Here is a 25,331-nt window from a genome sequence, read left to right as displayed (position 1 = left end):
CCGCGACGGGCCTCTACGGTGGAACCCATGCCCGACTTCGACTTCACGGCCCTCCGCCGCTTCCCGGACGTCGAAGCCGACAACCTCTTCGCCTACGACGCCTCCGACCACCTGATCCTCGACGAGGCCGCCGACGACCTCCACGCTGCCGCCCCGGGCGAGGTCGTGGTGATCGGCGACCGCTACGGCGCCCTCACCCTTGGGGCGCTCGCGCTGCACGACGCCGCGGACATCCGCACCCACCAGGACTCGTACACGGGCGAGCTCGCTCTGCAGAACAACGCCGCCGCGACGGGCGTGACGGGCTTCCGCTCCCTCGACCTGGGCGAGGAGCTGCTGACCGGGTCCCGCGTCGTGCTCATGCAGATGCCGAAGTCGCTCAGCGAGCTGGACGAGGTCGCCGAGACGATCGCGCGCTTCGCCGACCCGTCGGTGACCGTGTTCGCGGGCGGGCGACTCAAGCACATGTCAATCGCGATGAACGAGGTGCTCGGACGGCACTTCGGTGACGTGCGCGCCTCCCTCGGACGCCAGAAGTCCCGCGTCATCCGCGCTCGCGACCCGCGCCCGTCCGCGGAGTCGGCGTGGCCGCAGCGCGCCTACCTCGACGAGCTCGGCCTCTGGGTCGTCGCCCACGGCGCCGCCTTCGCCGGTCCGAAGCTCGACCTCGGCACGCGCGAGCTGCTGCGGCACCTGGATGAGATGAATCCGGATGCCCGCACGGCCGTGGACCTCGGATGCGGCACCGGTCTGCTCGCCACCGCCCTCGCCCGTACGCGTCCGGAGCTCGCGGTGCTCGCGACCGACACCTCCGCCGCGGCCGTCGCCTCCACTCGAGCCACAGCGGAGGCGAACGAGGTGGCGATCACCGTGCGCCGCGACGACGGCCTGTCGCAGCAGCCGGACGCGTGCGCGGACCTCGTGCTGCTCAACCCGCCGTTCCACACCGGGTCGACCGTGCACGCCGGCGTCGCGCTCCGACTCTTCGAGGAGGCGGCCCGTGTGCTCAAGCCGGGCGGCGAACTGTGGACCGTCTACAACTCGCACCTCACCTACCGCCCGGCCCTCTACCGCATCGTCGGCGGCACCCGTCAGGTGTCGCGCACCCCGAAGTTCACCGTCACCGTCTCCACCGCCCGTTGACGGGACTTGGCGCTGAGCTTGTCGAAGCGACCACCACGAACGACCCTGCCCCGCTCGGTAGACTCGTCGACGTATCCGCCTCTGTAGCTCAATGGAAGAGCAGTTCCGTCCTAAGGAAAGGGTTGGGGGTTCGAGTCCCTCCAGGGGCACAGGCATGGTCGCGACCGAGAGCTGTCGCGAGTCACTCTCATGCAGCAAAGGCGAAACGCCAAGAAGTGCTCCCGCGCGCTCGTGCTTCGGGCCGTGAATAGGTCAAGATACTGAAGGTGAGCTTGTTTTTAGGCTCGAAATTCTCGTCCGCGGTCAACGAGGTCGCGACCCGCACGTACGAATGGGGTAGTCGGTGGCCGTTTTCCAGTCGAGCGCACGAACGATCGATATGCTCGGCAGGCAGCAGATTGCAGGCATACCTACTGCCGTCTCCGAAATCTTCAAGAACGCTTATGACGCCTACGCAACAGAGGTCCGAGGCGACTACTACCCTGCGCGGAGCGCCGTCACGATTCGTGACAATGGCACAGGGATGTCCATCACCGATTTCCTCGAACGTTGGTTGGTTATCGGGACGGATAGCAAAGTCGCAGATCGCCGCGAGACCGCTTCCGCGCCCCCTCCCGGCATGGAGCCGCGGCGCCAGATGGGAGAAAAAGGCATCGGTCGCTTGGCCGTCGCGACTCTCGGGCCTCAGTTACTAGTCGTCAGTGGCGCGCGCGGTGCGCGCTCGGGCGCTCCCGGTGAGCTCGTGGTGGCGCTCCTTCAGTGGACTTTGTTCGAGGTTCCAGGACTCACCTTGAATGATGTAGTTGTTCCCGTTCGCACTGTGAAAACGATCGCGGATGTATCGCCCGCTCTACTCGTCTCAATGAGCGACGAAGTGCGCGCCTCCTTGAGCGAGTTGGGCGCTCGCGTCGGGAAGGATCGGCAGGATCGCATCCGTCGCGAGCTCGATCTTCTGACTTTCGACCCTCGACCATATTGCGCCGCCGAGGGCCCCAACCTAGCAGCGGAGCCTGGCACGACGTACATAGTGAGCCCTGTCAGCGAAGATCTCGAAGCCGCGCTCGAGGAACGCAAAGAGCAGGGATCCGGAGCTCCCATCAGCGACTTCCAGAAATTCCTGATTGGGTTCACAAATCCGATTACCCCCACAAGTTCGACACCTGATTTCGCGACGTCATTCTGGAGGTGGGACGGCGCTCAAGGGTCAGACCTGATCGAGGGGGTGGCCCGTTTTTGGGACGAAAGTGACTTCGCCCACGCGGACCACACGGTGGAGGGGGAGTTCGATGAACTCGGCCGCTTCCATGGGCAACTACGAATTTACGGCGATAAGCCGGTCGACATTGTAGAGCTGTGGAAGGGCAACGCCCGTAACGAAAGAACAGCGTGCGGCCCGTTCTCAATCAAGTTCGGGTACGTGCAGGGGAAGGCATCCGAATCCACGCTCAGTCCGGACGAGTTCGTCGAGATGACCGCAAGATTGAATCGTATAGGGGGGTTGTACGTTTACCGCGATGGCATCCGTGTACTGCCCTACGGCAACTCAGACGTCGACTATCTTGAGATCGAGAAACGACGTACCCTGAATGCGGGCACATACTACTTCTCGTACCGGCGCATGTTCGGTGCGGTCTCTCTGGACAGCCAATCGAACCATCGCCTACAGGAGAAGGCGGGACGAGAAGGTTTCCGTGAGAATGCTGCTTTCCGAGATTTTGAATCAATCCTTAGCGGCTTCTTGATTCAGATCGCTGCTTCATATTTTTCGCGCCGGACATCCGCGGATCCGACTTGGCGTGATCAGCGTCAGAATGTTGCCCGACGCGCGGAGCAATCAAAAGCTGAGAAAAGAGCTCGGGACGAGTTCCGCAAAGAGCTTCATAAAGCGATCGGGTCCGTTGAGTCAGGCGCCTTCGCTTCGGGTGTGCAAGGCGTCCTGCGAGATACCCGGTCGGGACTCGCTCACCTCGTGCGGCAAGAGCTCGCTTCAGATCTTCCCTCCCTCGCGTCAGTCTCGGTAGAAGCGCTCTTCAAACTTCGCGCCGGAATCGCGATCAGCCGCCCCGCAGGGTTGCCGTTGACGTCCGAGCTGGAACGGGATTGGGCTGCCTACAAGCGATTGTCGGGCGATGCGTCTGCGGTGATGCAGCAAGCGTTCGACGAGATCGAGGTGCTGTTGTTGAGCGCGCGCCACAAGCTCGGAATGCCCCAAGACGAGCCGGTCGACTCGCCAGTCCTTCGACGACTTCGGCTTCTCGCTGAAAATCGGCAGAGGGAGTTAACGAGCATGGCGGCCGAAGTGAGGCAAGCAGCCGACGCGGCGCGTGAAGTACTAGGGGCGCACGCGGACCAGTCCGTTACGCAGTTCGAAGAGTCGGCTCGTGACCTGATTGAGTCGCTTGGTCGGGTTGACGGCGGCGAAGCAGCCACGGCTCGAGAGATCGAGGCGTCCGCCGAACGAAGGCTTGAAGAAATGCGCTCGACACGGAGACGGGCAGAGGACCTCGTCTCGCAGGAAGGGCTGCACCATGAGACGGTCGATCTGAAGGAGCGCATTCTCGATTTGGAAGAGCAGATCGACGAGAACTTGGAACTCGTCCAGTTAGGGCAGGCCGTTCAGGTTATCAGTCATGAGTTCGAGGCGAGTATCGCCTCTGTGCGTAACGGGCTGCGAGGGTTGGATCCATGGGCTCGCGCGACTCCTCCCCTCGCCCCATTGGTGCGGGACATCCGAGCGGCATTCACGCACCTTGACGGTTACCTCCGACTTTTCACCCCTCTGCAACGCAGGCTATACCGCGAAGCTTCCTCGATCGCGGGAGCGGATATTCATGCCTTCCTGCTCGGCGTATTCGAAGAACGCATGCGAGTCAACGCAATCGAAATCACGGCGACTGACGCCTTCCTGCGGGCGGCCGTAAAAGGTTACCCGAGCACCTTTTACCCGGTGTTCGTGAACCTCGTCGATAATGCGATGCATTGGGTTCTGGAGCGAGAAACCGGGCGCGCCGTTCGCCTGGACGCTCGGCACGGGGCTTTCCTTATTGCGGACAATGGGCCGGGCGTCCGCCCTGCGGATCGAGAGGCGATCTTCGTCCGCGGTTTCGGCCGCAGGCGGGGTGGCCGCGGGCTCGGGTTATCTCTCGCTCGGGACTTGCTAGCCCGCGACGGTTGGCGACTCGTTCTGGAAGCGAACAACCCCGGTGCAGCGTTCAAGATTGAAAGGGTGCAAGGTGATGACTCGGGCGCCTGAAGCAACTCGTGCAGCCGAGCAATTTTTGCAATCGGTAGTTATTTTCGACGATGAGGCTTACACGCCTTCCGGAGGAGCGTACACCGCTACGTCTGGCGCTGCGGTTTTCGATGATAGCTACGGCGGCATGGCGGAAGAACATCCGCCAAGTCGCGGCGCGGAGGATGCTGGCGAACTAGACACGGAGAAGGTAGTTCGTGCGTTTGCTCAGCTAGGTATGAACTGTGCTGTCCTAGCTCCGTCTGGCGACGGCCGAGAACGGGACCTCGCTCTTCTCGGGTCGCTCGCTCGGCGAGCGGATGTGGTGATCCTCGATTGGTTGATTGGCAGCGCGCCGGCGGTGACAACCGGCGACGTGGCCATTGGGGAAGATCCCACAAGCTTCAGCTTCATCGAAACCGTGCTTGCGCAGGACTCCAAAGTCGGCTCGCGCTTGCGACTTATCTGCATCTACTCGGGTGAGCGCGACCTGGAAAGGGTTAAGGCGTCGGTACTTGAGCGGTTGAGGAAGAAGTTCGATCAGGTCTTTGATGGCGGTGAAGAAGCGTTGTCGGTGACAGTAGGCGACGCCAGGATCGTCTTCTTCTCAAAGGTTCATGCCGAAGGCCCTGCCGAGCCAGACGAAGTGTCAGTCGACGATGTTGCGGCGCGAGTCATCCGAGAATTCACCGGTTTCGCTGCAAACGGCATCCTTCCGAGCATCGCTCTGACGTCACTCGCCGTGCTTCGGGACCAAGCCCACCGGTTGCTGCAGCGTTTCCATGGTGGCCTGGACGCCCCGATGATCGCCCACAGAGCGATGACTACGCCGGCAGCTACCGAGGAATTCCTGGTGTCCCTCTTCGCCGACGAAGTGGAGGCCTTGATCTCGAACGGTGCTGTGCGACAACACCTATCGGACGAGCGCGTAGCCGCAGCCATTCGGGGAGGGTCTGCCGACGACTCTCACCGCTTCGTGTGGAAGAACGCGAAAACGCCCGCCGTAAGCGTCTCGACCGCCGACGCCGTCGCCACGCTTATGAAAAGCCACGAAGGTGACCTCGTTCGCGTGCAGAAGGGCGCTGACCTTCATAAGTTGGAGAAGACGTCGAGCGTGACCTCTTTGGCGTTGGATGGGATCGAGTCCGCCGTGCGCGAAGTTGCCCATGACGCTGACATGAATTTTTCGATCCTGTCCAGCCTGGCGAGGGACGGATACCTAGAAGGCGAAGACGGATTGCCGCCAACCCTGCGACTGGGGTCTATTGTGGCCCGACGGTCCCGTCGCCGCGTTCCCGGCACGGAGGCGGGCGGTCGTTACACCTACTCGGTCCTCACGGAATACCTGTTGTGCTTGCAACCACTGTGCGACAGCACTCGTCTCGACAAGGAGACGCGGTTCCCGTTCCTGCCCTTGACCCCGGGGGACGCTGGCCGTTTCGCGATTGTGGTACGAGAAGAGGGCGGCCCTCGAACGCTGACTCACAAGTTGTCTCTCGCTGACCTCCGCTCGATCGCTTTCGAACCTTCCTCGCCCAAGCGTGCCGTGGTGGGCACATGGAATGACGGGCATTGGGGATTCGGAGAACGGGGCCAGCGGTTCCAGTGGCTCGGAGATCTCCGGCTCGATAAGGCTCAGAGCGTGATAGCCGCTCTGTCAGCACAAGCGAGCAGAGTGGGAACGAACGACTACGAGTATCTCCGACGCCGCAGCCAAGCCTGAAGCGATGCTGCCCCCGAAGCGGGGGGCGCGCGTCACGTGAGCCCAATGCTAGGAATGCAAGGGCTTGAGGGTGCGGGGGAATGGTGTCGGGTCTGTTCGTCATGTTCGCGGATTACGCGAAAAAGTTCGGCGTCGAGGCGTCGAAGGCCCGACTGCAAGGTGACCTGCCGGACGAGAAGATCGCAGAGTTGGCGGAGCAGTACGAGAACGCCGTCGCGAAGGTGCACAGCGGCGGCCCGTTGGTGATCGCAGCCACACACCATGAGCCGTGGTATTCGGGAGCCGGCGACGATTCCATCTTCTGGAATCCGTTGAAGCAGCACTTCGTGTCCGACGGCTGGAGCGAGGATCGTCTGGACGGCTTGGACAGGGCGTCCGATCATGTGGTCGCCCATACTCCTCGTCCGTCGAAGCCTTCTTTCCGGGCGAAGGGGCTCGTTGTCGGCTACGTGCAGAGTGGCAAGACGACGAACTTCACATCAGTGATCGCGAAGCTCGCCGACGAGGACTACCGCATGGTGATCGTCCTCTCAGGCATCCACAACGGGCTGCGGAGACAGACCCAGAAGCGGCTCGATGCGCAGCTCAGGTCCCTCAATCCGGACCGCTGGATGACTCTCACGAGCGAGGACAAGGACTTCATCAAGCCAACCTTCTCCGCCTCAGCCGCCCTCAGCTCGGACAAGAGTCTGCTTGCGGTCGTTAAGAAGAACGCAGCGGTGCTTCGCCGGCTCGTCAAGTGGCTGGAGGAGCCCGGCGCTCAGGATGCGCTGAAAACCGCTCGGGTGCTCGTCATCGACGACGAAGCCGATCAGGCGTCGGTGGCGACGAATCAGATCAATCCGCTGATCCAAAAGATCCTCGGGTACATGCCACGGAGCACCTACATTGGGTACACGGCGACGCCGTTCGCCAATGTGTTCATCGACCCGTCCGAGAAGAACGACCTCTACCCCCGCGACTTCATCCTCAATCTTCCTAGGCCGGACGGCTACTTCGGGCCAGACAAGATCTTTGGCCGTGATGTCGTCGAGACAGACGACTCGGGGCGAGCTCTGGACGGGTACGACATGGTGCGGCTGGTGCCGGAGGAGACGGTGGGCGATCTGCTTCCGCTCACCAAGGCCGATGTCCCAGGATTCACCCCGGCCATCACCGACGAGCTCGCTGACGCCATCCGGTGGTTCTGGCTGGCGACGGCGGCCAAGCGCGCCCGGGGTCTGCTGGACCACAGCACCATGTTGATTCACACGTCGGTCAAGATCGACGTGCACGAGGCGTATCGCGAGCCTCTCGAAGCGTTACGGCGGGCCGCGATCTCGCAGATCCGTTCGGGCGGCGTGGCGTTGGAGGAATGGCGTGCGCACTGGGACCGCGAGTCCGTGAGGGTGCCTGCGGAGGATTTCGGCCGCGTTCAGACGTCTTGGGAGGAAGTGCGCGCCCATCTTCTCAACGTCGTCGAGCGCACGAAGGTCGTTTTGGACAACTACAGGAGCGCGGACCGCCTCAACTACGAGGGAGAAGAGAAGGTCGTCGCCATCGCGGTGGGGGGCAATACGCTCTCCCGTGGCCTGACGCTGGAGGGATTGGTCGTCAGTTTCTTCGTCCGCTCAGCGAGCGCATACGACACGCTCCTGCAGATGGGGCGGTGGTTCGGTTTCCGGACGGGCTACGAGGATTTGCCTCGGATCTGGATGACCGAAGCGCTCGTAGCCGCATTCCGGCACCTCTCCACCGTGGAGCACGAGATGCGTGCGGACATCGACTACTACCAGCAGCAGAATGCGACACCGGTCGAAGTCGCGGTTCGTATCCGCACTCATCCCCTCTTACGTGTCACCGCGAAGATGGGCGCAGCCATTCCCGCCTACGTCTCCTTCGCCGGCCGCCGACTGCAGACGCGCTATTTCAACCACAAGGACGCCGAATGGCTCGAGCGCAACCTCGAGGCGACCCGCCGCCTCGTCGAGAGGGTGGCGCGGTCGCATGCAGAGGTGAAGAAAAGTTCGGTCACCCTGTATCGGAACGTGGATGCCGCGGAGATCGTCCAATTCCTCGAGCAGTATCAGGTGCACGAGGAGTCGACGGACCTCGACACCGAATTGATGCGCAAGTACATCGCCAAGCAACAGTCGTCCGAGACGCCGAGCCTCAGCAAGTGGTCAGTGGCTGTGGTGGCGGGCGAGAAAGACGGTAAGACCGAGATCGTCGATCTGGGCGGCTTGCAAGTCCCGTCCGTGGTCCGCGCGCGGCTGCGCGAGCAGGGGAAGACGCGGGCGGACATCAAGACGCTCATGAGCAAGGTCGATCGCGCTCTCGACTTACCTGTCCCACTCGCTGAGCTCCGCCTGCTGCGAGAGCAGGACCTTACGGCGAAGCGCAACGAGGACGATGAGCTCGGAAAGCAAGGCTTGCTCGTCGTCTATCCGATCGACAGGACCAGCAAGCCTCAGAACGTGCATTCGAAAACACGTGATCCGCTAGACGCTGTGTTCCCTGTGATCGGAATCGGCGTGGTCTTCCCCGGAGATGCCGCTGAGAAGAACCGCATCTTCGCCACCCACGTCGCGGTCGACCTGAAAAACGTCGAGGACGCAGAGGGCCTCGAGGAGATCCTTGAGAGCGACTCGGAGTCCGAGGCGTGAGTATTGAGAAGCAGTTGGAGACCGGTTGGGCGGTGCTGCAAGCGCCGCGCGACCGCGAACTAGAAGCGTTCGATCTCGACCTCCGACTCAACGGCTTCCCCTGCCGCATCGCCCTGGACCGGAATGGCGTACGCCATCTCCTGATACCGATCTCGGACATCAAGCCCGTCACCCCTGCGCCAAGACAGAACCTTGAGGTGTCCAGCCGATGGCTCGAGATCGGAGGCTCGGTATCCGCCAACCTAGACCTCTCCTGTCCTGACGGGACACTACGGCGGGAGTTCGATGAGGTCATCGGCGACGTGCTGGAGTCCGTACGCGACGCCGCGGATGTTCAGGCTGCTGCACTCACCTGCATCGAGCGATGGAGACGCCTCTTCCGGACCAGCCGTTTCGGAGCGCTTTCGCCCGAGGCCCGCCTCGGGCTCTACGCGGAGCTCTCCGTGTTGCTCGCCGGTGTCAGGAGCGCGACGGGCATGCCCGTGTCTGCCTGGCGGGGCCCGCTCCGGGAGCGGCACGACTTCGAGGTGGCGGGGATGTGCTTGGAAGTGAAGGGTGTCGGGGCGAACGCCTCAGCGGTGACGATCCACGGCCTGGATCAGCTCGAATCCCACGACGGTCGCGAGTTGGAGCTGCTGCTCATCAGTGTCACGGACGAGCCGGCCGGGCAAAGCATTGACGAATTGATTGCGGAGATCCGCATAGCCACAGTCGAGCAAGCCCAATTCGAGGCACTGCTCGCACTCACGGGATGGACGGAGAACCTCCATGCCGACCGCTACGCGATCGAAGGTGTACGCGCGATTCCCATGTCCGACGCGGTGCCTTCCCTCTCGACCAGTCGCCTCGCTGGCGGCATCGTCCCGGAAGGCGTGGACCGTGTCCGATACGACCTGGCGCTCAACGTCCTCATGCCGCACGGCAGGCCCACGACAGTCGACGACGTCTTCACCGGGGTGAGACGATGACGCCTCCGCGCTGGTGGTCGCAGCCCTTCGCGCCTGAGGGTTCGGCGGCTGCCGAAGGCATCGCCAACCAACTCGGTCGCCCCTCACTCGACCCGCTCGAGATCCTGGTCCGCGAAGCGGCTCAGAACAGCTGGGATGCCCGCATCGGGTTGAAACCTGTGGAATTCCGGGTGAGTCTGCAGCGCCTCGGGGCGCGCGCCGCCGTGTGGAACGAACTATTGACGCCCGGACCCGCAGGGGAATCGATTCAAGACCTGTCGGCGTCGCTGACCGAGGACAGCCTTATGCTCGTGGTATCCGATCGAGGAACGGCGGGACTCGGCGGGCCGATGCGAGCCGGTATGAAAGCCGCGGCGGGGGAGCGCAGCGATTTCGTGCAGTTCATGCGCAATGTCGGGGAACCGCGGGACACTGCGCTCGGCGGCGGTACCTTCGGGTTCGGCAAGGGAATCTTCTACCGGTTGAGCACGCCGGGCGTCATCATCGCCGACAGTCGAGCAGGGGAAGAGCCCGAGCAGCGACGACTGATGGGTGCAGGCATCGGGAACAGCTTCTTCGTTGATGAGCAGCGGTTCACCGGTCGACATTGGTGGGGTGTCGTCTCGGATGACGACGTCCCGGACCCGCTGTTGGGTGATGCGGCCGACGCCGTGCGGGACCGACTCGGATTCCGGCCGTTCGCTGGCGGCGAGACGGGCACAGACATCGTCGTCATCGGCGCGATGACGGGCCTGACCCCCGATGGCGAAGTGCGTCGTGTTGACCAGGTCGGGGACCACCTCGCCTCCGCGATCCTCTGGCACCTGTGGCCGAAGATGGTGGGCGAGGACGAGCATCGAATGAAGTTCGCCGTCGATGTCGATGGCCGCGACGTGGTCATACCGGATCCTGCTTCCATCGACGAGCTGCAACCTTTCGTCGAGGCGCTCCTCGAGATCCGCGGGGGCAACGGCCGCCAAATCCAGCGGTCAACGAAGCCGATCGATGTCGGGCAGCTGTCCGTTGCAGTCGGTGCCAACGCCGCTCTTTCAGAGGCGCCCGTGATCGAGTCGGCTCGTCCGTTCGACGCGCCGGTCCGGCACATCGCACGTATGCGGCAGGCGGAACTGGTGGTGGACTATCTCGAAGGGCCGGAGCACGTGAATCCATCACTCCGGTACGGAGGTGTGTTCCGGGCCTCCGAGGATGCCGACCGCTACTTCGCTGCTGCGGAGCCTCCGACGCACGACGCCTGGATCGAGAAGGGATTGAGCGGAACGGCCTATGGGGTGGTGTCCAGGACCAGGCATCAGATCCGCCGCCATTTGACGGAGCGGTTCGATGGCCCACTCGCGACCGGCGCGACCGAACGTGTCGGCCTCGCCGCGTTCTCTGCGCGGCTCGGTACGCTCCTGGCTCCCATGGCGATGGCCGCGGCAGACCAGAACACGGAGGGAGGCGGCGCTTCCTCGGGCCAAGGGAATCGGTCGAGGAAGCCGATCGTAAGGGTCATCGATCGAACCCATCTGGTAGACCGCGGAGAGGCACCGTTCTTGGTCACAAAAGTGCGGGTGAGCGAGCTGGAGCAGGAAATCCAACTCACGGCTGACGCAGTGGTGAAACTCGACGGAGGCAGTGCCGAGGCGACTGCACCCGCGCACGCGCACAAGCCCCGCATCCTGCAGTGGGCACCTGTCACCGGCGGCGCACCGATCCCCGGCGCGGGGATCCGGTTGGGACCGGGCGGTGAGAGCGAGTGGTGGGTTTACGCCCAGTATGTGCCCTTCGTCGTGGTGGACATCGTCGTGAGACGGGTGCTCTGATGGCGGCCAGCGGCGCTCTCCCCTATCTCGTTCCGCGCCCGGACACCGTTCGATTCGAGCCCTGGACCATGTTCGACGAGGGTTGGACCGCATTACCAGCAGCGCTCGCTGTGTGGGATACGGATACAACTCTGACCATCAGTCAGACCGTCCATGTCGACGTGGATGCGGCATGGATGGACACCGGTCTTCCGGCTGGAACCCCGCTCCGTCTCACCGCGTCCTGGACGAGTAGCGCATCCGGTATGCGTTCCTTGATCGCACAGTCGGACGTGGTCGCCTCGGCCCCGGTGGTCCTGCAGGGGACGCTGCACGGCCAGCGGGTGGCGGGATCCCTCGACATCGTCACTTCACTCACGCCGACGCCAGTCCAGGGTGTGCACCGCCCCACCGTCCCCACCGCCCCCGGCGCAGTGCTTGCCGAGCACGCTCACCGCCTGACCGTCGAATCCAACACGACCATGTTCCCCACGGCGGTCGTCGACTTCGCCAGCACCAAGATCGATGTGTCCGCGAGTTGGCGCCTTGAAACCACGGCCGATCTGGATGCTCCGTTCCACGGGGGATTCCTGCTGCTCATCAACAGCCGCGACTCGGAATTGGTACGCGCCATTGAAGCGCGGTCCGCGAGCACCACCCAGCAGACGCTGCTCGCAGTTCTGGAGGGAGAGGTGGCGTCCCTGTTGTTCGAGCTGGCGGTACTCGATCGGGAAGCGCTACTGGCCCGGGACGACTGGGTCGCGGAATCGGTAGGAGCCGTCCTCCGCGGCTTCCTTAAGGCTGCCGAAAGCCACGGCCTGCACTCAATAGCAGTCGACTCGACGGAGCGCGCCGCGTATCTCGCCAGGTTGGCTGGCCTCGTACGCTCCCGTGGCCATGGGAGGCAGTTCTCATGACGGACCTTTGGCCACGCTTGCCGATCGGGCAGGCCTTCGCCCTGTTCGCAGAGGAGGAGACACCGGCACCGCTGCTCTCACATCCTGCGCAGACGTTCGCCCCCACGGGTGGCACCCGAATCGCAGAGGACCGTGTGAACGCTTTGGTCGACGAGCTCGTCGTCGCCGCACAGCGAGCGGGTTTCCCTGGAACGTCGACAGCGGCTCAGCGGGTAGCCTTCGACCGGGAAGCGGCGTTCGTGCTGACTCGCCACATGAAGATCCCTTGGGCTGAAGCTAGCGCTCGTGAAGTGTGGCACTTCCTCGCGCTTGTCGCCCTTCCGCATGTGACTCAGTGGCGCTTCGGCCGCGGCAACAGGGAACGCTGGATCGCCAGCGACCTGACGCGACACACCTGGGCCCGTCTCTGGTGGCACGGAACCGTCTTCGAGAGCGCGCCGGACGTGCTGCGTTCACTCTCGGAGAGCGACTTGAACCAGCTCCTCGAAAGACGGGCCATCGGCGGAGATGCTCGTCTGACCGTGCATCTGAGCAGAGCCGTGATCAGCGCGACGGGCGATGGCGAGCACCGGCGTGCTGTCATCCGGGACTCGACAGCGCGGTTCCGACGGCGCCTCGCCTTCACGGACCCCTTTGCAATGACGGATGACGAACTGGCTTCTCTCTGCGCGACACTCGTGAGCGAGAGCTCAGGAGCGGTCGGTACCTGAGCCCGTGGTGTCCTCCATCGCCGACCGCACCGCGGCGAACATCTCCGCTGGACTCTCGTGCTCCCACACCCGGAGAACTGTCCAACCCGCCGCCCTTAGCGTCCGATCGGTGTCCGAATCCCTGGCTCGGTTCGCTTCGACCTTGCGCGCCCAGAAATCCGCATTCGTTTTCGGGGCGGTGTAGTGCTGGGGGCACCCGTGCCAGAAACACCCGTCGATGAAGACAGCGATACGGCGTCGTGTGAAGACGATGTCAGCGCGACGCCGCATTCCCGGTATAGGTGCCGTGTCGACTCGATACCGGTAGCCAGCGGCATGGAGCAGCCTTCGTATCGCCAGCTCGGGTTTTGTGTCCCTGCCGCGGTTGGATCGCATGGAACGGGCAACCCCATCGCTCGAAGCCCACGACGGCGCACCCATGGAATCGACGGTACTCCAAGCTCGTCTCGACCCTCGCCGCCGGAGACCGCGCCGTTGACGGCCATGGTCACACCCGCCGGCTAGTCTCAGTCATATGCATGAAGACCCGATCTCCGTCCTGGACCTCTTCGCCGGAGCGGGTGGGTTGACGGCGGGCTTCCACGAGGCGTCGCCTCGCTTCCGTACGGTTCAGGCGGTCGAGATGGATTTCGCCGCCGCGGCGTCGTACACGGCGACCTTCGGCTCCGGTGTCGTGTACGCCGGCCCCATCCAGAAGTGGCTGGCGGAAGGGCGTGCTCCGCAATCCGTGGATGTAATCGTGGGAGGCCCCCCGTGCCAGGGGTTCTCGACGCTCGGTCGGCAGGACGTACAGGACGAGCGGAACGCGTTATGGGAGCTCTACGCTCAGACCATCGCGACGGTGCGCCCGAAGTACTTCGTGGTGGAGAACGTCGCTGCCTTCGCGAAGTCGCCCCAGTTCGAGGCGTTCTCGCGCGCGATCGGTGACGGAAACCTTCAGGACTACTCGTTCGAGCATCGCATCCTGAATGCGGCCGATTACGGTGCGGCGCAGGTCCGCAAGCGTGCCGTGATGATCGGCCACCGTAAGGATGTCGCACCGCCTGCTTTCCCGACGCCGACCCACAGTGGACGTTGGGTGACCGTCGCCGAAGCGCTTAGCGGTGTTCCGGTTGAAGCGACCGGGGTCGACCTGCCGCCCAGTCGGTCCTACGAATTCGCCGGTCGGTCGTACGCAGGGAGCTTCAGTGCCGAGGAGCTGCATCTCGGACGGACGTACTCCGAGCTGTCCCTCAAGCGGTTCGCCCACATACCGGAGGGCGGCAACCGTTTCGACATCCCCCACGACCTCCTCGCGCCTTGCTGGCAGCGGCACACCACCGGAACAGCGGACGTGATGGGTCGGCTGCGTTGGGACAAGCCGTCCGTGACGATCAGGACGGAGTTCTTCAAGCCGGAGAAGGGCCGGTATCTCCACCCCGTCGCCCCGCGGGCGCTGACGCACTACGAGGCGGCGCTTCTCCAGGGATTCCCGTCCACGCATCGATTCGTCGGATCCAAGACGGCTATCGCGCGTCAGATCGGCAATGCCGTTCCGATCCCGCTCGCGAAGGCGATCGCCCTTGAGCTCGAGCGGCTGCTGTAGCTGCCGGGCCTGTTCGCAGCGACGATGCAGCCGCTTCCGACTCGCGCAGGATCCATGAAAGGACGTCCAAAATGGCGACTAAGGGTGACTTAGGCGGATGGATCTTGGCGGCCCTGCGGGAGCTCGGTGGTACAGGGACGATTCTGCAGATCAGCGAGATCATTTGGCGAGATCACGAGCGCGACTTGCGCGTCTCGGGAGGGCTGTTCTACACGTGGCAATACGACCTCCGGTGGGCCGGGCAGGACTTGCGCGGGTCGGGCGCATTGCAGCCAGCGGAACCCGGCATGCCCTGGCGTCTCTCCTGACCTTGGTCTACGTCGCAGGCTCAGGGCGACGAGCGGCGGCACACATGATTGAGCCGCTCCCGCCATGTGCGTCTCAGCGCGTTGTGGGTGAAGCTTGGTTAATTGCGAGTCGGTCCGTCCGGCCGCCGTCCGCTACGTTGAGGCGATGGATGGAACCGTGAGGGACAAACTCGCGTCATTCGTTGCCGAGCGTGATTGGGAGCGATTCCATACGCCTGAGAACCTCGCCAAGAGCATCGCCATCGAGTCCGGGGAGTTGCTCGAGTGCTTCCAATGGGGCGACGCAGCCGACGATGCCCGAGTGCGGGACGAGCTGGCGGACGTGCTCACCTATTGCATGCTGCTCGCGGATCGACTCGGCGTGGATCCGAACCAGTTGATCCTCGACAAGCTCGCGAAGACGCGCGAGAAGTACCCCGTCGAGAAGGCCCGCGGCCGCAGCACGAAGTATGACGCGCTCTAAGGTCGAACGCCTCAGGTTCGAGCTGAACGGGATCGAGTCCTGGGCCCCTCTGGATCCGCGGCACACCAATTGGCCCGTCGTGTACGTCCTCGATGGGCCGAACTCGATTCCCGGAACGGCACGGGAGTCACTCGATGACGTGTACGTGGGCGAGTCACGGAACGCTGTCGGCCGCATGCGCCAACACCTCGCTTCCCCCGAGAAGCAACACCTGACGACTCTCCGCGTGGTGCTCGACGAACGCTTCAACAAGTCCGTCTGCCTCGACCTCGAGTCCTACCTCATCCGGATGCTCGCGGGCGACGGCGCGTATTGCGTATTGAACCGCAACGACGGCATCACGGAAGCGGACTACTACGAGCGCGAGAAGTACCGCGAATCGTTCCGGGACGTCTTCGAGCAGCTCAGAAACGACGGCGTCTTCACCCGGACCATCCCGGAGATCGAGAACAGCGACCTGTTCAAGCTCTCGCCCTTCAAGGCCCTCACGCAAGACCAGGCGATCGCCGTCGAGGACATCCTTGAAGGCTTCTTCACCGACCTGCAGGCGGAGACCACCAGCACCATCGTTATTCAAGGCGATCCGGGCACGGGCAAGACCGTGGTTGCGATCTACCTGCTGAAGTTGCTCGTGGATATTGCGACCACAGCGCCCGCTGACGATTTGGACAGCGACTCCCTTTTCGCGGACTTCTTCACCGAGGGCTATCGCGAGCTGCTCGCTGACCTGAAGATCGGCATCGTCGTGCCCCAGCAGTCACTCCGTAAGTCGATCGAGAAGGTGTTCCGAAAGACGCCCGGCCTCTGGCCGCGCATGGTGATGACCCCCTTCGACGTGGGGCGCTCCGACGGGTACTACGACCTGCTCATTGTCGACGAGACGCATCGTCTGAACCTTCGCGCGAACCAGCCTTCGGGCGTATTGAACCGGGACTTCCGTTTGATCAACGAGCGCTTATTCGGGATGGACGACGCGACGAAAACGCAGCTGGACTGGATCCGGGCGAAGAGCCGGCATCAGATCTTTTTGCTCGACGCCGCGCAGAGCGTCCGGCCAGCCGACCTCGCTCCCGAGACAGTTGATTCACTCGTGCGCGAAGCGAAGGGGCTGCACCGGCACTACCGACTGGCTTCCCAGATGCGAGTGAAGGCCGGCAGCGACTATGTGGCCTACATACGTCGCATGCTCGAGGGGCGTCCGGATGCCCGCGACGAGGTGCTTTCGGACTTCGGCGATTATGACCTCAGGCTCTTCGACAGCCTCGGCGACATGCAGCGCGAGATCCGTGAGCGAGAGAACGAACGCGGGCTGGCCCGCCTTGTAGCCGGTTACGCGTGGCCGTGGAGGAGCAAAACTGACAAGTCGGCGTTCGACATCGAGGTCGACGGTCTGCGACTGCGGTGGAACAGCACCGCCACGGACTGGATCGCCTCCCCGGGCTCGATCGAGGAGGTGGGCTCGATCCACACTGTGCAGGGTTACGACCTCAACTACGCGGGAGTGATCGTCGGCCCCGACCTCCGCTACGACCCGGAACACGGCCGGCTCATCGTCGATCGCACCTCGTACTTCGACAAGAAGGGGAAGGAGAACAATCCCCTTCTCGGCAAGACCTACAGCGACGACGACCTCCTACGCTTCATCAGGAACATTTACGCGGTGCTCCTGACACGTGGCATTTGGGGCACGTACGTGTACGTGTGCGACCCGGCGTTGCGCGAGTACCTGAGGAGGTTCATCCCGTCGCGCGCTGTAGATTCCTCGGGGCACTGAGGAAAGGCGGTCGCCATCGCGGCCAAAGCCGTTCGACGCCATGATGAGGAAGCGACTGAACGGGGTCGCCTGACTGGGGGAGGCGGGCAACATGAGCGAACCGCTATGGACGGATGTCGTTTCGGCCGTGGGAAGCGCAGTCACGCCCCTGGCCGTCGTCGCCTTCGGACTCGTCATCACCCGCCGTCAATCGCGCAGCGAATTGCTGCAGCGCACCCGGCTCGAGTACTACACCCAGCTCGTTCCGGACCTGAATTGGCTCATGTGTTATATGACGTTCATCGGGACCTGGCGCGACGACTCTCCTGTCGACATCGTCGATCTGAAGAGGCGGCTCGATTCGAGGTTCAACGTGGCGGCGCCCCTCTTCAGCGCCGAGGTGACCGATGCCTACCGGGCCCTCATGAAGCTCAGCTTCCGCACCTTCGGAGGCTGGGGTGAGGACGCGGTCATCCGCACCGGCGCGTTCCGGCGCCGGTCGAGTTGGCGACGCAAAGATATCCGATGGAATCCGCACTGGGATAAGCGGTTCGAGCGCTCCGACGAAACCACGATCTCGGCTGAGGAATTGACGACCTACAGGGGCGTTTACGACGATCTGCTGGCTGCGCTCGTGAAGGATCTCGACATCACGCGAGCACGGGCGAAATTCACCACCTCTCGCGTGCGGTTGAACGCGAGCGCGCCCGTCAGAACCGACATAGCGGGTGCCAGCTGATCCCAAACGAGGCGTGCGCTTCCGGGATGGCTCGCGCAATATGAGGTCGAGCAGCGCGGCGCAAAACGGAGGGTCACGAGATGACTGAGGGGGACCGCGTATGGGTCGACTTCACCCAGGACGAGGCGCTCGTGCTCCTCGAGTGGCTGTCCGCACTTATCGAGGGCAACGAGCTTCCGACACCGGAGTTCCAGGTCGTCGGCGGCCTCGAAGCGATGCTGGAGCGACAGGTGGACGTCGTCACCTCACCCAAGTACGAGCAGGAGCTCGCCGACGCGCGGATGCGACTACGGGCGATCCGGGAGCCGGACGGCGACGACGTCGCGCCGTAGTGCTCGGCGCGGGCTCTGGCATCACCTGCCTGCGCTAGCGAGCTTCCAAATTCAGGACAATCGCCTCGGACGGATGCAGCAGGGGCATCCGGACACCGACCGCGCCCAACGCGCTTCCGGTTGAGCGGACGGCCCCGGCGGAGCTGAGCGACTCCGCGGGCGTGCTGTGCGCACCTTCGCCCACCCCGAGCGCCGAGAGGTGGAACTCGGACGAGCCGTCCAACCCAGGCACCCGCAGCAGCGCCGGTAGCGCCCGCGGCCCGCTCTCGGACCGCGCCAGCCGCAGGACCGCACCCGACCCATCCGCCGCCACGATCGACGTCGCAGTCGTACCAGAGTCGCCGGTGGGCAGGTGCCATACGTCGCCAGTGTGCAGCAATCCGCGCAGCCGTTTGTACGCCGCGATGCCCTCGCGCAGTTCGTCTAGCTCGCTAGACGAACACGTGGTGATGTCCCACTCGATGCCGAAGTGGCCGAACATCGCCACGGCGATGCGGAAGTCGAGGCTCGTGGCGCGCTTGGTGGTGTGGGCGACGGGTGGGCCGACGTGGGCTCCGATGAGTTCCGGGGGGAGGAGCAGTTCGGTCCATCGTTGGATGGCGAGGCGCTCCACCGGGTCGTTCGTGTCGGAGGCCCACACGCGGTCCGTGTGCTCGAGGATGCCCAGGTCGACCCTGGCGCCGCCGGAGGCACAGGACTCGATCTCCAGGCCCGGGTGGCGCTGCTTCAGCGCGGCGAGCAGGTCGTACACCGCTGACGTGTGGCGGTGCACGTTCGCGCGACCGGTGTTGACCGCCTCGATGAGGTCGCGGTTCTGGTCCCATTTGATGTAGTCGAGGCGGTACTCGGTCACGAGCGCCGAGATCGACTCGAGCAGGTAGTCGAACACCTCCGGCCGCGACACGTCGAGCACGAACTGGCCACGCCAGGGGCGCACCTCGTTCTCGATCGGTTGCAGCAGCCAGTCCGGATGCTCGCGGGCCAGCTGCGAGTTCAGGTTCACCATCTCGGGCTCGAACCAGAGGCCGAACTCCATGCCGTGGCTGCGCACCGCGTCCACGAGTGGGTGCAGTCCCTCCGGCCACACGGACGGGTCGACGCGCCAGTCGCCGAGGCCCGCGGTGTCGTCGCGGCGACCCAGGAACCAGCCATCGTCGAGCACGAAGCGCTCCACGCCGATGTCGGCGGCGACGCGAGCGAGTTCGGTGAGCTTGCCGAGGTCGTGGTCGAAGTACACGGCCTCCCACGTGTTGAGCGTCACCGGGCGGGGGCGCTTCGGATGCTGCGGCCGGTTGCGCACGAAACGGTGGAAGCGGCGGCCGATGCCGTCGAGCCCCTCGTCGCTCCACACGAACATCGCCGCGGGGGTGCGGAACGAGGCACCCGGCTCGACCGTGATCTCGCCCGGACGCAGCAGCGCGCCCGCGCCGATCACCGTGCGGGCTTCGGGCAGCGCGTCGACGCGGTAGACGGAGTCGCCGCTCCACGCCAGGTGCACCGCCCACAGCTCGCCCTGCTGGTCGCCGAACCCCGGCGTGCCGAGCGCGAGGACCATGGGGGAGTCGTGCCCGGTGCGGCCGCGGCGCGACTCGCGGGCGACGCTGCCCTGGGTGAGCGGGCGGCGCTGCGGGGCGCGCTCGCGCGTCCAGCGTCCCGAGAAGTCGAGCACCTCGCTCGCGAGGTCGCCGACCGGCATCGTCTGCTCGAGGATCGCGAGATCCACCGGCTCGGTGCCGTCGTTGAGCAGCTCGTGCTGCACCTTCAGCACCCCCGACTCATCGAGGGTCAGCTCGATGACGAGCCGCAGCGCATCCGCCGCCGCCTCGACGCGCAGGCGGGACTCGTCGCCCTCGACGCTCGTGGTGCGCCAGCGCGGCAGCAGCGCCCGCCGGTCGACGTGCCCGGCGAGGCCCGGCCGCCCCTCCCATCCGTCGTGCTCGCCCGGAACGAGGGTGAGCGGCCACGGGTGATCCAGCGCGCTCGGCGACGGCGGGCGCGCCACCGCGAGCAGCAGCTGCCGCCCCTCCTCCTCGGTGAGCGGGCCGATGTCGGCGCCCCAGTGCACCACCTCGGGCAGCGACTCCTGGTGCAGCGCGATGACGACGCCGACGCCCGCGGCGCGCAGCACGTGCACGGGCGGGGTCGCGGATGCGCGACTCGGGTCGAACGTCACAGCGCCGCCTCCCGCACCACGACGACGGCGCCGGCCGGCACGAGCGCCTCGCCGTCGAACACCGCGTCGTCGAGCAGCGACTCGCCGGAGACGGCGACCGTCTCGTCGGCGTCGGAGTGGTTGATGAGGAACAGCACGCCGCCCTCCGGCGTGACGCGCCGCACCGCCTCGACCGCGGGGCTCGCCTCGACCGCGCGGGGGAGGGCGAGCTCGTCGATGAGGCGGTCGGCGAGGCGCTCCGCCGACTCGAAGGGCAGCATCGCCGACACGTACCAGGCGGCGCCGTCGCCGACGGTGTTGCGGGAGACCGCGACGCGGCCGGCGGAGTCGCCGTCGGCGTAGGTGACGATCGGCTCGGCGCCGTGCAGGTTGGTGTCCTCGCTCCAGTCGGTCACCACGCCGCCGTCGGAGAGCCGCACGGTCTCGTAGGTCTGCAGCGGACGGAACTCCTCCGTCGTCACGCCGATCAGGTCACGGAACGCGCCCGGGTAGCCGCCGCCGCGCACCCGGTTCGTCTCGTCGACGACGCCGGAGAGGTAGGTGACGAGCGCGGTGCCGCCGGCGCGCACGAACGCGTCGATACGGGCCGCCTGCGCGTCGGAGACGACGAACAGGGTGGGCAGGATGACGAGGTCGTAGCCCTCGAGGTCGCTGTCGACCGGCAGCACGTCGACGAGCACCTGACGCTGCCAGAACGCGCGGTGCCACAGCCGCGTCTCGCGGGCGTAGCGCAGCGCGCGGTGCGGCTTGAGTCCCTGCTGCAGCGACCACGCCGACTCCTCGTCGACGAGTAGCGCCACCTTCGCCGGCTCCACCGGCGACCCGGCGATCGGCTTGAGCTTCTGCAGCGCGTCGCCGAGCTGCACGATCTCGCGCCACACCCGGCTCGCGGTGCCGGCGTGCGGCAGCATCGCCGAGTGGAACTGCTCCGTTCCCGCGGTGGAGGCGCGCCACTGGAAGAACATCGCGCCATCCGACCCGCGGGCCACGTGCGCGAGCGCGTTGCGCACGATCTCGCCGGGCGCCTTCGCGCGGTTGCGTTCCTGCCAGCTCGGCGCCCCCGTGGAGTGCTCCATGAGCAGCCAGGGCTTGCGGTCGACCGCGAGGCCGCGCATCCGGTCGCCCGCGAAGGAGAGATCCTGCTGCCGCAGCGGGTCGTCGACGATCGTGTAGTGGTCGTTCGCCACGACGTCGACGTGCTGCGCCCAGTCGGAGTAGTCGACCACGTGGCCGCCCGCGCCGACCATGAGGTTGGTGGTGACGGGGCGGTCGGAGAGCTCGCGCAGCACCGCCGCCTCGGCGAGGTAATGCTCGAGCAGCTCGTCGGAGGAGAAGCGCTCGAAGTCGAGGAACCGGCCCGGGTTCGTCTTGCGGGCGTCACCGGTCGGCGTCGTGATCTGCTCGAACGCGGTGAAGGTGTGGCCCCAGAACGCGGAACCCCACGCGGCGTTGACCGCCTCGATCGTGCCGTACTGCTCGCGCAGCCACTCCTGGAACCGCGCCGTCGACACCTCGCAGTGGCAGCGCCCGTTGCCGCCGCCGAGCTCGTTGCTCACGTGCCACAGCTTCACGGCCGGGTGGTCGCCATAGCGCTCGGCGATCGCCCGCACGATGCGCAGCGCGTGCTCGCGGAACACCGGCGAGCTCGGGCACCAGCCGAGTCGCCCGCCCGGGGTCTCGCGCTCGCCATGGGCGTCGAGCGGGGGCAGGTCCGGATGCGCGTGCAGCAGCCAGCTCGGCGGCGCGGCGGTCGGGGTGGCGAGGTCGATCGCGATGCCGTTCTCGTGCAGCAGCCCGATGATCTCGTCGAACCAGCCCCACTCGAACTCGCCCTCGCGCGGCTCGAGCAGCCCCCACGAGAACACCCCGAGGGTCACGATGTTGACGCCCGCCTCGCGCATGAGCCGCACGTCCTCCCGCCACACCTCGGGCGACCACTGCTCCGGGTTGTAGTCGCCACCGAAGCTCAGGCCGTCCGTCGGCCAGGCCGGCAGCTCGCGGCGGGTGGAGGGTCGGGTAACGGCGCGACGAGCCACGGGGCATCCCCTTCGATGAGCGTGTCGGCGCGATCGCGCCGCCCTCAACCCTGGGGCGGATGCGCCGCCTTTGTCAACATGCGTAACAAACCCGGTCAGAACTGCAGGGCGGTGCGGATGCCGAGCACGGCACCCGCACGGGCCCATTCGTCGAACTCGAACGGCTGCACATCGAGCTCGATCGGCGGCACGCCGGGGGCGCGCACCTGGTCGATCACCGAGTGCACGACGTCGCCCGCGAGCTCCATGAGCGGCAGCCCGTCACCGGTGAGCACGATCTTCTGCGGGTCGAGCGCGTTCGCGACCGTGCCGATGAGCACGCCGAGGGCGTGTCCCGCGTCGGCGAAGGCGCGCAGTGCCGGAGCGTGGCCGTCGCGGGCGAGGGCGACGACGCCGGGGTAGTCGAGCCCGGGCATTCTGAGGGCGTCGACGATCGCGGGGCTCGGCAGCACGGCGCTCGCGCAGCCGCGATGTCCGCGACCGCAGATCGGGCCGGCCGGGTCGATCGGCAGGTGGTCGAGGCTCCCCGCGCGACCATGGTGGCCGGTCACCAGGCGGTCGTCGATGACGAAGCCGAAGCCGATTCCGGCGCCGATGGTGATGAGCGCGAGGGAGCGGCAGCCGACTCCAGCGCCGAACCAGTGCTCGGTCGCGGTGAGGGCGCGCACGTCGTTCTCGGCGCTCATCGGGATGCCGAGGCGCTCGGTGACGAGGTCGGCGAGGAACACGTCGTGCCAGCCCAGGAACGGCGAGTCCTTCACGATCTGCCGGCCGCCGACCTCGGTCAGGTCGCCCGCGAGGGTGACCCCGCCGGCGGTGATCGCGGGGTAGTCGGCGGCGAAGCGCGCGTGCGCGGCGACGATCTGGTCGATGACCGCGTCGACCTCCGTCGAGACGATCGGTTCCTCGTGGCGGGCGACGATCCGCGCGCCGAGGTCGGTGACCACGGCGAAGGCGGTGTCGCCCGTGAGCTTCACACCGAAGAAGTGCCGGGCGTCCCGTCGCACGACGAGCAGCTCGCTCGGGCGACCGGTCGCCCCGCGCAGCTCGACCTCGCCCTCGGCGATGAGCCCGTGCTCCATGAGGGCGCGGGTGACCCGGGTCAGGCTCGCCCGCGACATGCCGAGACGACGGGCGATCTCGGCGCGGGGGAGCGGCCCGTGGATGAGCAGCTCGCGCAGCGCCCCGCGCTCGGTCTCGGCGAGCGGGGGCCAGGCGGCGCCATCGCCCGCACCGGCCCACTCGCGGGAGGAGGCGCTGCCGGCGCCGCCGCCCACCATCGCGGCGGCGCTGTCGAGTACTTCGGACACTGACCCTCGATTCGCTGTCGCGACGCAGCCTAGACCCGCTCGCGCTGCCGCCCACGGCATCCGGGCATCGATCGACTTTGTTTTGCCTGTTGACAAACTCGCATCGCCGGTTCAGGCTGTCGGTCAATCGGCGGTCACCGCCGACCCGCACACATCAAAGGAGATCCTGATGCGCATCCGACCCCTCGTGGCCTTCAGCGCCACGGCCGTCGCCATCGCGGCACTCAGCGGCTGCAGCGCCGCGGGCGGCGACTCCGACGGACCTGTCACGCTCGAATACTGGGCCTGGGCGGCCGAGAGCCAGAGCGTCGTCGACCAGTGGAACGAAGAGAACCCCGACATCCAGATCAAGTACACGGATGCCGGTGGTGGCGACGACTCCTCCGCGAAACTGCTCACCGCCGCTCGCGCCGGCAACGCCCCCGACCTCGCGCTCGTCGAGTACACGACGCTGCCGTCGCTCATCGTGGCCGACGTTCCGCTCGAGATCACCGACTACGTCAGCGACGTGCAGGATGCGTTCACCGAGGGCACGTGGGAGCAGACCACCTTCGACGGCGCTGTCTACGGGGTGCCGCAAGACGTCGGACCGATGGCGTTCGTGTTCCGTGAAGACCGCTTCGCCGAGCTCGGCGTTCCCGTGCCGACGACGTGGGAGGAGTTCCGCGCCTCCGCCGCCGCGGTGAAGGCCGCCGACCCGAACACCGTCATCACCACGATGCCGCCCGGCGAGTTCGGCTTCTTCGCCGGCGTCGCCACCCAGGCCGGCGCCCAGTGGTGGGCGATCGACGGCGAGGAGTGGACGGTCGGGATTGCGGACGAGGCGTCGCTCGAGGTGGCCGACTTCTTCGAGTCGCTCGCCGCGGAGGGTCTCATCCAGACCGAGCCGCTGCTCACCCCCGAGTACAACGCCGCCGTCAACGCGGGCACGATCCTCTCCTGGCCGAGCGCCGTGTGGGCGCCGAGCGTCATCGAGTCGGTCGCGCCCGAGACCGCGGGCAAGTGGGCCATGGCGCCGCTTCCGCAGTGGACCGCGGGCGACAAGGCGGTCGCGTACCAGGGCGGATCCGCCGTGGTCGTGACGAAGGACAGCGAGCACCCGGAGGAGGCGACGAAGTTCGCCGCGTGGCTCAACGCGAGCGAAGAGGGCAACGAGCTGCTCATCAACACGCAGAGCCTCTACCCGGCCTCGACCGTCGGCCAGGAGATGGCGGAGAGCAACGACCCGCCGTCGCTCATGCCGCAGCAGACCGACTTCTACACGGTCGCCGCCGACATCGCCTCCGACACCATCCCGGTCACGTGGGGACCGAACGTCAACCTCGCCAAGAGCACCTTCGAAGACGAGCTGACCAAGGCCATCCGCAACGGCACTCCGTGGCGTGACGCGTTCATCGCCACGCAGGAGGCGGTCATCGCCGACATGAAGGAGACCGGCTTCCCGGTCAGCAACGGGTAGTCGAACGGATGCGGGTGCCGGCCGGGTTCGCGGCCGGCACCCCCTCCGCCCCTC

18 protein-coding genes and 1 tRNA gene are annotated in these 25,331 nt (G+C 65.8%); 15 read left to right on the top strand and 4 right to left on the bottom strand.

Features of this window, described 5'->3' with window-relative positions:
- Positions 1-27: 27 nt before the first annotated feature.
- The 9 genes from CLV46_RS12595 (at position 28) to CLV46_RS12555 (ending at position 13,119) form a co-directional block, all read left to right on the top strand.
- Complete coding sequence (locus CLV46_RS12595) at positions 28-1,143, top strand: class I SAM-dependent methyltransferase (RefSeq protein ID WP_100365093.1); 1,116 nt, start codon at positions 28-30, stop codon at positions 1,141-1,143.
- A 77-nt stretch (positions 1,144-1,220) separates the two neighbouring features.
- Positions 1,221-1,292: transfer RNA gene (locus CLV46_RS12590), tRNA-Arg, on the top strand.
- 194 nt (positions 1,293-1,486) lie between these two features.
- Complete coding sequence (locus CLV46_RS12585) at positions 1,487-4,396, top strand: ATP-binding protein (RefSeq protein WP_157802320.1); 2,910 nt, start codon at positions 1,487-1,489, stop codon at positions 4,394-4,396.
- Positions 4,380-6,098 carry a response regulator receiver domain gene (locus CLV46_RS12580; RefSeq protein ID WP_245866826.1) on the top strand — a complete coding sequence of 573 codons (1,719 nt, stop codon included), beginning with the start codon at positions 4,380-4,382 and terminating at the stop codon, positions 6,096-6,098. Before CLV46_RS12585 ends, CLV46_RS12580 begins: the two co-directional genes overlap by 17 nt.
- A gap of 80 nt (positions 6,099-6,178) precedes the next feature.
- Positions 6,179-8,743: a Z1 domain-containing protein gene (locus tag CLV46_RS12575; RefSeq protein WP_100365090.1), complete on the top strand. Its 2,565-nt coding sequence runs from the start codon at positions 6,179-6,181 to the stop codon at positions 8,741-8,743.
- Positions 8,740-9,711 carry a PD-(D/E)XK motif protein gene (locus CLV46_RS12570; RefSeq protein WP_100365089.1) on the top strand — a complete coding sequence of 324 codons (972 nt, stop codon included), beginning with the start codon at positions 8,740-8,742 and terminating at the stop codon, positions 9,709-9,711. The genes CLV46_RS12575 and CLV46_RS12570 overlap by 4 nt, the downstream gene beginning before the upstream one ends.
- A complete protein-coding gene (locus CLV46_RS12565; RefSeq protein ID WP_157802319.1) occupies positions 9,708-11,513 on the top strand; it encodes a hypothetical protein in 1,806 nt (601 codons plus the stop codon). The genes CLV46_RS12570 and CLV46_RS12565 overlap by 4 nt, the downstream gene beginning before the upstream one ends.
- Positions 11,513-12,409: a hypothetical protein gene (locus tag CLV46_RS12560; RefSeq protein WP_157802318.1), complete on the top strand. Its 897-nt coding sequence runs from the start codon at positions 11,513-11,515 to the stop codon at positions 12,407-12,409. Before CLV46_RS12565 ends, CLV46_RS12560 begins: the two co-directional genes overlap by 1 nt.
- Positions 12,406-13,119 (top strand): DUF6339 family protein, encoded by a 714-nt coding sequence (locus tag CLV46_RS12555; RefSeq protein ID WP_100365086.1) that lies wholly within the window; start codon positions 12,406-12,408, stop codon positions 13,117-13,119. The genes CLV46_RS12560 and CLV46_RS12555 overlap by 4 nt, the downstream gene beginning before the upstream one ends.
- On the opposite strand, the gene CLV46_RS12550 is transcribed toward CLV46_RS12555, so the two are convergent.
- Complete coding sequence (locus CLV46_RS12550; protein ID WP_100365085.1) at positions 13,099-13,494, bottom strand: DNA mismatch endonuclease Vsr; 396 nt, start codon at positions 13,492-13,494, stop codon at positions 13,099-13,101. The genes CLV46_RS12555 and CLV46_RS12550 overlap by 21 nt on opposite strands.
- A 139-nt stretch (positions 13,495-13,633) precedes the next feature.
- Here CLV46_RS12550 and CLV46_RS12545 point away from each other — a divergent pair, with 139 nt between their 5' ends.
- The 5 genes from CLV46_RS12545 (at position 13,634) to CLV46_RS12520 (ending at position 18,299) form a co-directional block, all read left to right on the top strand.
- A complete protein-coding gene (locus CLV46_RS12545; RefSeq protein WP_100365084.1) occupies positions 13,634-14,704 on the top strand; it encodes a DNA cytosine methyltransferase in 1,071 nt (356 codons plus the stop codon).
- 453 nt (positions 14,705-15,157) lie between these two features.
- The gene (locus CLV46_RS12535) at positions 15,158-15,475 is read left to right on the top strand and encodes a nucleotide pyrophosphohydrolase (RefSeq protein ID WP_100365082.1); all 318 of its coding nucleotides are present in this window, start codon (positions 15,158-15,160) and stop codon (positions 15,473-15,475) included.
- Between the two features lie 226 nt (positions 15,476-15,701).
- The gene (locus CLV46_RS12530) at positions 15,702-17,249 is read left to right on the top strand and encodes a DNA/RNA helicase domain-containing protein (protein ID WP_342746117.1); all 1,548 of its coding nucleotides are present in this window, start codon (positions 15,702-15,704) and stop codon (positions 17,247-17,249) included.
- Positions 17,250-17,340: 91 nt separating this feature from the next.
- Complete coding sequence (locus CLV46_RS12525; RefSeq protein ID WP_157802317.1) at positions 17,341-17,967, top strand: hypothetical protein; 627 nt, start codon at positions 17,341-17,343, stop codon at positions 17,965-17,967.
- 80 nt (positions 17,968-18,047) lie between these two features.
- Positions 18,048-18,299: a hypothetical protein gene (locus CLV46_RS12520; RefSeq protein ID WP_100365079.1), complete on the top strand. Its 252-nt coding sequence runs from the start codon at positions 18,048-18,050 to the stop codon at positions 18,297-18,299.
- 34 nt (positions 18,300-18,333) lie between these two features.
- Here CLV46_RS12520 and CLV46_RS12515 read toward each other — a convergent pair whose 3' ends face one another.
- The 3 genes from CLV46_RS12515 to CLV46_RS12505 form a co-directional block, all read right to left on the bottom strand.
- Complete coding sequence (locus CLV46_RS12515) at positions 18,334-20,472, bottom strand: alpha-galactosidase (RefSeq protein ID WP_245866820.1); 2,139 nt, start codon at positions 20,470-20,472, stop codon at positions 18,334-18,336.
- Entirely contained in the window at positions 20,469-22,508 is a 2,040-nt protein-coding gene (locus tag CLV46_RS12510; RefSeq protein WP_100365078.1) for a beta-galactosidase, read from the bottom strand. Before CLV46_RS12510 ends, CLV46_RS12515 begins: the two co-directional genes overlap by 4 nt.
- A 95-nt stretch (positions 22,509-22,603) precedes the next feature.
- Positions 22,604-23,818 (bottom strand): ROK family transcriptional regulator, encoded by a 1,215-nt coding sequence (locus tag CLV46_RS12505; RefSeq protein ID WP_245866818.1) that lies wholly within the window; start codon positions 23,816-23,818, stop codon positions 22,604-22,606.
- Between the two features lie 169 nt (positions 23,819-23,987).
- Here CLV46_RS12505 and CLV46_RS12500 point away from each other — a divergent pair, with 169 nt between their 5' ends.
- Positions 23,988-25,277 (top strand): ABC transporter substrate-binding protein, encoded by a 1,290-nt coding sequence (locus tag CLV46_RS12500; RefSeq protein WP_245866815.1) that lies wholly within the window; start codon positions 23,988-23,990, stop codon positions 25,275-25,277.
- Positions 25,278-25,331: the final 54 nt, after the last annotated feature.

This window comes from Diaminobutyricimonas aerilata (assembly GCF_002797715.1).
Classification (GTDB): domain Bacteria; phylum Actinomycetota; class Actinomycetes; order Actinomycetales; family Microbacteriaceae; genus Diaminobutyricimonas; species Diaminobutyricimonas aerilata.
Note: the sequence above shows the minus strand (reverse complement) of the source record. Positions and strands in the feature narration are given on the sequence as shown.

Coding starts and splice junctions, on each gene's coding strand:
- CLV46_RS12595 (WP_100365093.1), top strand. CDS start 28: ATGCCCGACTTCGACTTCACGGCCCTCCGCCGCTTCCCGGACGTCGAA.
- CLV46_RS12580 (WP_245866826.1), top strand. CDS start 4,380: ATGACTCGGGCGCCTGAAGCAACTCGTGCAGCCGAGCAATTTTTGCAA.
- CLV46_RS12575 (WP_100365090.1), top strand. CDS start 6,179: ATGGTGTCGGGTCTGTTCGTCATGTTCGCGGATTACGCGAAAAAGTTC.
- CLV46_RS12565 (WP_157802319.1), top strand. CDS start 9,708: ATGACGCCTCCGCGCTGGTGGTCGCAGCCCTTCGCGCCTGAGGGTTCG.
- CLV46_RS12560 (WP_157802318.1), top strand. CDS start 11,513: ATGGCGGCCAGCGGCGCTCTCCCCTATCTCGTTCCGCGCCCGGACACC.
- CLV46_RS12555 (WP_100365086.1), top strand. CDS start 12,406: ATGACGGACCTTTGGCCACGCTTGCCGATCGGGCAGGCCTTCGCCCTG.
- CLV46_RS12550 (WP_100365085.1), bottom strand. CDS start 13,494: ATGCGATCCAACCGCGGCAGGGACACAAAACCCGAGCTGGCGATACGA.
- CLV46_RS12545 (WP_100365084.1), top strand. CDS start 13,634: ATGCATGAAGACCCGATCTCCGTCCTGGACCTCTTCGCCGGAGCGGGT.
- CLV46_RS12535 (WP_100365082.1), top strand. CDS start 15,158: ATGGATGGAACCGTGAGGGACAAACTCGCGTCATTCGTTGCCGAGCGT.
- CLV46_RS12525 (WP_157802317.1), top strand. CDS start 17,341: ATGAGCGAACCGCTATGGACGGATGTCGTTTCGGCCGTGGGAAGCGCA.
- CLV46_RS12520 (WP_100365079.1), top strand. CDS start 18,048: ATGACTGAGGGGGACCGCGTATGGGTCGACTTCACCCAGGACGAGGCG.
- CLV46_RS12500 (WP_245866815.1), top strand. CDS start 23,988: ATGCGCATCCGACCCCTCGTGGCCTTCAGCGCCACGGCCGTCGCCATC.